The organism is Methanobrevibacter sp. 87.7 (genome assembly GCF_002208625.1).
Lineage (GTDB): Archaea > Methanobacteriota > Methanobacteria > Methanobacteriales > Methanobacteriaceae > Methanarmilla.
On record NZ_MRCT01000138.1, the window covers coordinates 1 to 4790 of the forward strand.

Sequence of the window (4790 nt, forward strand, 5' to 3'; positions counted from 1 at the left end):
AAATTTTAAAATATATTTTTAATAATTATACATTTAATTTAGGCTTTTAATGATTTAAATTATTTTTTTATTTAAGAGTTGTGTTTATGAGTAAAAAGAGAAAAAATATAAATTTTGATGATTTTGATATTAAAGATGAAATTAAAAGGGCTATTAAAGATATGGGATTTGAGGAACCAAGTCTTATTCAAAAGAAGGCTATTCCTGAAGGACTTAAAGGAAGAGATTTAATTGGTCAAGCTCAAACTGGTACTGGTAAAACTGTAGCATTTGCTGTTCCTGCATTAAATAAAGTTTGGGTTGAAGATAGATCACCACAAGTACTTGTACTTACTCCTACAAGGGAACTTGCTATTCAAGTTGCAGGTGAATTTGGTAAACTTTCTCAGTATATGAAAAAATTAAGAATATTACCTGTTTATGGTGGACAACCTATTGGAAGGCAAACAAGATTTTTAAAAAAAGGTGTTCATGTAATTATTGGTACTCCTGGTCGTGTAATTGATCATATTAATCGTGGAAATTTAGATGTTTCTGCAATAGAAACTCTTGTTCTTGATGAAGCTGATGAAATGTTAGATATGGGTTTTATTGATGATATTGAAAAAATTATTAAAAGAACCCCCAGAACTAGACAAACTCTCCTCTTTTCAGCTACTATATCTAAGGATATTAAACGTATTGCTAATAAATATCAAAATAATCCAGAACATATTAAAATTAAACCTACTAAATTTACAGTACCTAAAATTAATCAATATTACTTTGAAGTTCCAAGAAATAAGAAAATAAGTGTTTTATGTAATATTCTTGATTTATATGATATTAATCTTGCACTTGTATTTTGTAATACTAAAAAACAAGTTGATTTCTTAAAACGTAAAATGAAAAGTAGAGGTTACTCTGTTGGTGCAATTCATGGAGATATGAAACAAACAAAACGTGATAGAGTAATGGATAAATTTAGGAAAGGAAAAATAGATCTTTTAATTGCAACTGATGTTGCAGCAAGAGGTATTGATGTTCCAAATGTAGAAGTTGTATTTAATTATGATGTTCCAAGTAGTGATGAATTCTATGTTCATAGGATTGGAAGAACTGGAAGAGCTGGAAAAGTAGGTTATGCATTTACTTTTGTTTCAGGACGTGATGTTAAACAATTTAGAAGTATTCGTAGAAACACTCATCAAAAAATTAAACAAAGAAAAGCTCCAACATTTGAAGATGTTGAGATGAAAAAATATAATATTATTTTAAATGAAGTAAAAAATATTATTGATAATCAGAATCTTGATAAAAACATTAAAATGATTGAAAATTTAATGGTTGAAGATTATGATTCTATTGAAATTGCAGCAGCTTTGTTAAAATTAATTAAAAAAGATTAATTTTTTAATTTTTTGTTTTATACTATTTTTATTTATTTTTAATTGATTATTATTTTAGTTTTTTTATTATTTTTTAAATTTATTAGTTTTTTTTATTTTTAATTAGTTTTTTGTGTTTATTTTTAATTGGTTTTTTTTAGAGTTTTTTCTAATGTTTTTTTAGAGTTTTTATAGAAAATTAAATATAAAATTATAATTATTACTAATTTTATAAAATATTAATATTAGAGTTAAAGGGAAATTATATGAATATTCAAGGTTTATTAAAGGATGAAATTGCAGGATGGAAAACATGGGAAAAAACATGGTTTATACTTGCTACATTATCAGTATTTATTTTATCTTTATTATCAAATAATAATTTATTAAGTTTAATTACTGCAGTAACTGGTGTTATTTCTATTATTTGCTCTGGAAAAGGTAAATTAACTGGTTTTGTCTTTGGTGCTATTAATGCTACATTATATGCATATATTGCATTTACTAGTATGTATTATGGAGAAATGTTACTTAACATATTTTACTTCTTACCAATGGAATTTTATGGTTTCTATATTTGGAGTAAAAATATGAATCCAGAGACCAAAGAGGTTAATAAAAAAGCATTATCTAATAAAAATAGAATTATTGTTGCTATTGCAGTAATTCTCGGTGGTCTTTGTTATGGATTTATTTTACAACATTTCAATGATGCAATGCCATTTGTAGATGCATTATTAAGTATATTATCTATTATTACCATGTTCCTTGCTATTGAAATGTACATGGAAAATTGGATTTTATGGATTTGTGTAAATATCTTAAGAATTTTACTTTGGATTTATTCTACTATGAATGGATTGAATAATATTCCAATGGTTTTAATGAGCTCTGTTTATCTTATTAATTCTATTATTATGTTTGTTAAATGGAAACGTGAAGTTGATAGTAATACTATTAACTCTTAACTTTTACTTTTTATCTTTTTTTACTTTAATTTTTTTAATGTATTTTTCTTTTAGAATCTTTTTTATAATATTTTTTAAATAATACAATAAATAATAAATTAATTAAAATACAAATATTAACTTAATATATAAATTAATAATATTTATAAAATAATTTTTAAGGTTTTTAATAATTGGAGGTATTTAATGTCTGATAAAAAAGTAGTTGCTTTAACACGTCCAATATCCAGGTCAAAAGAAGCTATTAATTTAATTGAAGGGTATGGTGGTGAAGCTTTAGTAGTACCTACTCTTGAACTTGAACTTTTAAATTCACAATCTTTAAAAGATTTCATGTCTGAAATTGATAATTTAGATTGGTTAATATTTACTTCAGTTTCCTCTCTTGATTCTATATTCAAATTTTATCCAGATTTTAATGATAAATTATCTGATAATTGTAAAGTTGCAGTTATTGGTCATAAAACTGCTGAAGTTACTGAAAAATATGGTTTAAAAGTTGATTTAATACCAAAAGATTATACTGCAGAAGGTTTACTTAGAAGTTTTAAAGATATTGATATTAAAGGTAAAAAAATAGGTATTCCTAGAACTTATTCTGCACGTAATGTTTTACCTGATACTTTAGAAAAATGGGGTGCAAATGTAATTCTTGCAGAAAGTTATAGATCTATATTACCTCATGATGTAAGTAAAATTAAGGATTTAATTAATAAAATTTTAAATAAAGAAGTTGATGCAATTACTTTTACAAGTCCTTTAACTGTTAAAAATCTTTTTAAAGTTGCAGAAGATAATAAAGATGATTTAGCTAAAGTATTATCTAATAATGTTTTAACTGTGTCTATTGGTCCTATTACTGGTCATACTTTAGAGGATTTTAATGTTAAATATATTTATCCTGAAAGATATACTGTAAAAGATATGATTGATTTAATGTTTAAATCTTTTTAAGTTTATTAAAGAGTTTTTACATTATTTTAACTCTTTAAAGATTTATTGCTAAATTTTTAATTGATATTAAGTTTAATATTAAGTTTTTCATAATTAAATTTTAATTAATTTTTAAAATACTTTAAATTTTATAAATAAATTTTAAATTTATTAAATAATTAAATAGGAAATTTTTATGCCATATAAAATAAGTATTATAATGCCAGTATATAATGCAGAAAAATATTTAGAAAATGCATTAGATTCAATAATTAATCAAACAATTGGTATAGAAAATCTTCAAGTTATTATTGTTGATGATAATTCATCAGATTCTAGTTCTAATATTTTAGATAAATATTATAATGATTATCCTAATAATTTTAAAATTATTCATCTTAAATCAAATATTGGTGGAGCTTATGGTCCAAAAAATATTGCTTTAAATCATGTTAAAGCACCATATATAATGTTTCTTGATTCTGATGATAGTTTTGAACTTAATGCTTGTGAATTATTATATAATAAAATCACTGAAACTAATGTTGATATTGTATATGGGAGATATAAAAGGGTTTATACAGATATTAAATTATTAGAAAAAAATAGGGATAAACATTATATTAATTCAAATTTAGAGCTTGTACAGAAATCACATTCTGCTTTTAAAGATCGTTTATATGATTATACTGATGATATAATTGATAATATTAAATTAACTGGATTTACTGGATTTTTATGGAGAAATATTTTTTCACATATTTTTTATGGTAATACAATTAAAAACCATAATGATGATAATGGTATATTTAATGAGATTTATCTTGAAAAATTAGATGATAATATTAATATTCTTAGAAGTCTTCCTTCATTTTGGACTAAAATATATGATTCTAACTTGATTTTATCAAATAATATTAAATTTCCAGAAGTAATTTCTGCTGAAGATTTAAATTTTTTAATGGAAGCTTATTTTAATGCTAAAGGTATTATATTTTTAAATAATCAATTTGTTTATAATTATTATATGCATGATAATGAAGAGGATAAATCTATTACAAAAAATATTACTTATAAACTTGTTTATGATTCATTAATTGGATATTTTAAATGTTCTAAACTATGTAATAAGTATAATTTTAAATATTCTTATATTATACTTAATCCATTTATACTTAATTGGATTCAGCTTTATAAACAGGCTAATTTATCTATTAAAGAAAAACATAATTTATATGAAAGTTTTCAGATTTTTGTAAAAGGATATAATTGTGATTGGAAAGGTAAATTATTATGTAAGTATGTTTTAAGAATGATTAATAAATCATTTAAAAATTAATTATTTTTTTTAAGTTTATTTTGTGTTTTTATTTGCTTTTATCTAAATTTTTTATATGTTTATTATTTTTTTTTTTAGTTTATTTTGTGTTTTTAATTTTTTTTTTTTATATGTTAATTATTTTTTTTTTTTAGTTTATTTTGTGTTTTTTAGTTTATTTTATGGTTTTATAAAACATAATCT

At 22.0% G+C, this 4790-nt stretch carries 4 protein-coding genes; all 4 read left to right on the plus strand.

Annotated elements, in window-relative coordinates:
- Positions 1-86: 86 nt before the first annotated feature.
- The 4 genes from BGI41_RS06660 to BGI41_RS06675 all read left to right on the plus strand — a co-directional run bounded on the left by BGI41_RS06660 (position 87) and on the right by BGI41_RS06675 (position 4607).
- Positions 87-1388, plus strand: a complete 1302-nt coding sequence (locus tag BGI41_RS06660; RefSeq protein ID WP_088539734.1) for a DEAD/DEAH box helicase — start codon at positions 87-89, stop codon at positions 1386-1388.
- 245 nt (positions 1389-1633) lie between these two features.
- Positions 1634-2335, plus strand: coding sequence for a nicotinamide riboside transporter PnuC (gene pnuC, locus BGI41_RS06665; protein ID WP_088539736.1), 702 nt, complete (start codon positions 1634-1636; stop codon positions 2333-2335).
- A gap of 186 nt (positions 2336-2521) precedes the next feature.
- Positions 2522-3289 (plus strand): uroporphyrinogen-III synthase, encoded by a 768-nt coding sequence (locus BGI41_RS06670; protein WP_088539738.1) that lies wholly within the window; start codon positions 2522-2524, stop codon positions 3287-3289.
- Positions 3290-3464: 175 nt separating this feature from the next.
- The gene (locus tag BGI41_RS06675) at positions 3465-4607 is read left to right on the plus strand and encodes a glycosyltransferase family 2 protein (protein ID WP_088539740.1); all 1143 of its coding nucleotides are present in this window, start codon (positions 3465-3467) and stop codon (positions 4605-4607) included.
- The last annotated feature ends 183 nt before the right edge of the window (positions 4608-4790 follow it).

Excerpts from the sequence above, each read along its gene's own strand:
- BGI41_RS06670 (WP_088539738.1), top strand. The coding sequence starts at position 2,522 with ATGTCTGATAAAAAAGTAGTTGCTTTAACACGTCCAATATCCAGGTCA.
- BGI41_RS06675 (WP_088539740.1), top strand. The coding sequence starts at position 3,465 with ATGCCATATAAAATAAGTATTATAATGCCAGTATATAATGCAGAAAAA.
- BGI41_RS06660 (WP_088539734.1), top strand. The coding sequence starts at position 87 with ATGAGTAAAAAGAGAAAAAATATAAATTTTGATGATTTTGATATTAAA.
- pnuC (WP_088539736.1), top strand. The coding sequence starts at position 1,634 with ATGAATATTCAAGGTTTATTAAAGGATGAAATTGCAGGATGGAAAACA.